Raw genomic sequence first — 3224 nt, 5'->3', positions numbered from 1 at the left:
GTCCTGCGGATAGACGTTGAGGCCTGCGACGTTGATCATATCGTCGGCGCGGGCGGTGAAGACCAGCATGCCGCTGCCGGTCAGGTGGCCGAGGTCGCCGGTGTTGATTTCTCGGCTGTCCACGGTGATCCGCACGTTATCCGGCGTGCCGTCATGGCCCGCGGTCAGGGTCACATGCGGCAGCGGCTGGCCGACGTCATAGGGGTTCTGCAGGTCTTGGTTGATGGCGACGCAGCCTGCCTCCGAACAGCCGTACTGCTGGAACAGATAGGTGGTGCGGGCGCGGATCAGCTGGAACCAGGCCTCTGGCAGCACGGTGCCGGAGGTGTTGGCGGCATAAAGCCTCTGGTCCGCGGGCAGGAGGCGCGCCAGCGTGTGCAGCATCGCAGGCGAGGTGTAGAGCAGCGGCTGATCCGTCTCGCGCAGGCGGCGCAGGATGTATTTCGGGTTCAGGCTGTCGATCACCACCGGCACATGGCCGCGGTGCAGCGCCACGAAGACGCCGGCAATCAGCCCGTAGGAATGGGTGACCGGGCAGGCGATCACCGGTGTCATCGCGGCGCTGGCGGTGAAGAAGGCGGCGTAGCTTTCGACCTCTGCCGCGATTTCCTCCCAAGTGCGGGTGATCACCTTGGCCGCACCGGTGGTGCCGGAGCTCATCTGCACCAGCACGCCGCCGCGCGGGGCGGTGCCGGCTTGCGGCAGGGCGGTCTGTTTCAGCCCGTCGCTGAGCATCACGTCGCAGCCTGCCGCCTGCGCCATTTCGCGGGCGGTTTCCGGCGGGATGCCTGCGTGGATCGGGAAGACGCCGGCGCCTTGCGCGCGCAGGTACAGCAGCGCCGAGAGCGCAGCGCCTGCATTCTGCATATGCAGGCCGTAGCGGTGCGCGGCGGGCTCGCTCAGCACGCGGTCCAGCCGCGCGGCGAGGTCAGAGTGGTCGATGGGGGTGTCGTTCAGAACAAACATGTCTGTCATCCTTTTCCGGTTGCCAGGGCATTGGCGATCAGGTGGCCGTGCTGCGGATTTTCAGGCTCTAATTTGCGGGAAATCAGGCTTTCGGCGCGGATCTGCGGGGTGAAGGGGGCGAAGGCGGCTTGCCGGTCCTGCAGGCCGTGTTCGGCGGCGTAGCGGTCCAGACGGGTGCGGACGCGGCGCCAGAATTCGGTTTCTGCAAAACCATAGTGGCGTTGCAGGAGGTCGGAGAGGTCGGCGAGGTTGAAGACAAACAGCGTGTCCATCACCAGCCAGCGCAGTTCTTCGGCGCTGGACATGCGGTGGAATTTGTCCGGCGGCGCGTCCGCATAGGCCGGGTCGATCTGCGCGAGGTCCGGGCAAAGGTCCGGGCGCGACAGCAGCTCCGGCACGTATTCCAGGCTTTCGTGGAAATCGCGGGCGATGAGGCCCGCGGGCCAGCCGTTTTCGTGCTGCAGGATCAGGTTCTGCCCATGCGCCTCCAGCCCGATGCCGTGGGCCACCATCAGGTGCCAGATGGGCAGTACCGCAGCCTCGATCAGCCGGGCGAGCCAGGCGTCCAGGCCGTGGGTTTCGATCCAGGGGGCAATCAGGGGCCTGCCGTCGGGGTCTGTGAGGGCGAGGGCATTGAACGGCATCATCTGGTCTGCGGGCAGGCCGAGCGCTTCGGGGCTTTGCCGCCAGATGGCGGCCAGATGCCCGTCCAGCGCGGTGCTGCGGCCGGCGGTGATGGCGGCGTATTCCGGCAGGACGGTCAGCAGGTAGCGGCTGGTGAACAGCGGGTCGCTGTTCAGCACCTGCGCCAGCCAGTTGGAGATAGCGGGGGCGACGGCGACCGACTCTGGCGCGAGCGTGCGCAGCGAGGAGGTGTTGCGCATCGCCATCGCGGTTTTCACATGGGCGCGGGAAGGTTCAGCGGCGCTCATCAGGGTGCGGATCGACTGGGTGGCGCGGTAGGGGGCGCCGATGGGGCCTATGTCTGCCAGCTGGCCTGTGTCGCGCCACGCGTTGAACAGCGGGTCGTCCTGAAGTTCGGCGTGCTGCCAGGGGTGCAGGGGCAGCAAGTGGAAGTTGTTGAGCGGTGCGCCGTTCTGCTCTGCCAGCGCGGTGATGCGCTGCCATTCGGCGGTGCCCAGTTCGTGTTCCCAGAAGTCTTCGTGCGGCAGCACTTGCTGCACCAGATCGCGGTGGAACAGCACGCCGGCCAGGCGGAAGGTTTCGCCGCCTTCCGGCCCGTAGGCGAGGTGATCGGCGTCGGTGAAGCCGCTGCGGGCCCTGTAGCAGGGGTGATAGGGGTGACCCTCATGCAGGGCGGTTTCCAGGGCGGAGATGCCCATGCGGTGCCGCCGGGTAGCAGCGGGGATATGCAGCGCGGTCAGATCGCTGAGGTGTTCGGTATGGCGGAGGTCGGCGCGCAGAATGTCCAGCGCGAGGGAAGGCTCTGCCACCGCTGCCAGCAGGTCTTCGGTGGTGGCGGGGCGCCATGTGCTGCTGTCCCGGACCTCGATGCTGCCCTCCTGCAGCCGGTAGCGGCCAAAGGCGCCGCGGCGGCCGCGGGCGCGGAATTGGGTCTGCCGGAAGGACCAATTGACGGTTTGGCTGCGGTCCAGCTGCAGTGAGGCGGCCCAGCCCTCGAACAGGAGCGCCTCGCACAGCTGGCGCAGGACGCGGGGGGCGGAGGTTGCGCGGCTTACGGTTTCATGCAGGGACATCGGTGCGCTCCTGCACTTGCTGCGGCTGTACCGCGGCAATCGGGTTCGGCATCTGCAGGAACAGGCCCTCCTGCGCTTGCGTCTCCAGCTCATCCACGTTGCGGGCGCGGGTCAGCAGGTTGGCCTTGGCGGAGAGCGCGGGTGCGGTCAGCAGGTAGCGGGCGAACTCTGCCCCGGCGCCGCTGAGACGGCTGGCGGCAGAGGTCAGCCGTTGGCGCAGCTGCAAGAGCAGTGCGGGCTCCGGCACCAGCCCGTCGCAGCCCAGGCGGCGGATCACCGCGAAGGTCTGGTTGACCACCAGGTAATAGGCCATCCGCTCGTTGATATGGGCGCGGGGGTAGACGAGGGCGGGCTGGTCCGCCAGCGACGGCTCCAGCGCACTGAGGCGGGGCAGGGCGTCCTCGGCGATGAAATAGCCCTGGTTGTCGCGGTAATAGCCGCGGGTCGGCAGGCCGGTGCTGAGGTCCAGGAGGCTGTTCTGCTGGTGCGCCTCCAGCGCGATGCCGTGGCGGTCATAGAGGTCCAGGACCGGGTCGAGCA

At 67.8% G+C, this 3224-nt stretch carries 3 protein-coding genes; all 3 read right to left on the bottom strand.

The window, feature by feature from the left end; translation table 11 throughout:
* On the bottom strand, window positions 1-966 hold a 966-nt coding region (locus tag A9D60_RS25310), incomplete at its 3' end, for an AMP-binding protein (protein ID WP_065270137.1).
* A gap of 5 nt (window positions 967-971) precedes the next feature.
* On the bottom strand, window positions 972-2684 hold the full coding sequence (locus A9D60_RS25305) for an IucA/IucC family protein (protein WP_065270136.1): 1713 nt from the start codon (window positions 2682-2684) through the stop codon (window positions 972-974).
* Window positions 2671-3224: ferric iron reductase (locus A9D60_RS25300; RefSeq protein ID WP_217492098.1), on the bottom strand; the 554-nt coding region annotated here is incomplete at its 5' end. The genes A9D60_RS25300 and A9D60_RS25305, both read right to left, overlap by 14 nt.

The sequence above is a fragment of the Leisingera sp. JC1 genome (genome assembly GCF_001679925.1).
In the GTDB taxonomy this organism is placed as follows: Bacteria; Pseudomonadota; Alphaproteobacteria; order Rhodobacterales; family Rhodobacteraceae; genus Leisingera.
Note: the sequence above shows the minus strand (reverse complement) of the source record. Positions and strands in the feature narration are given on the sequence as shown.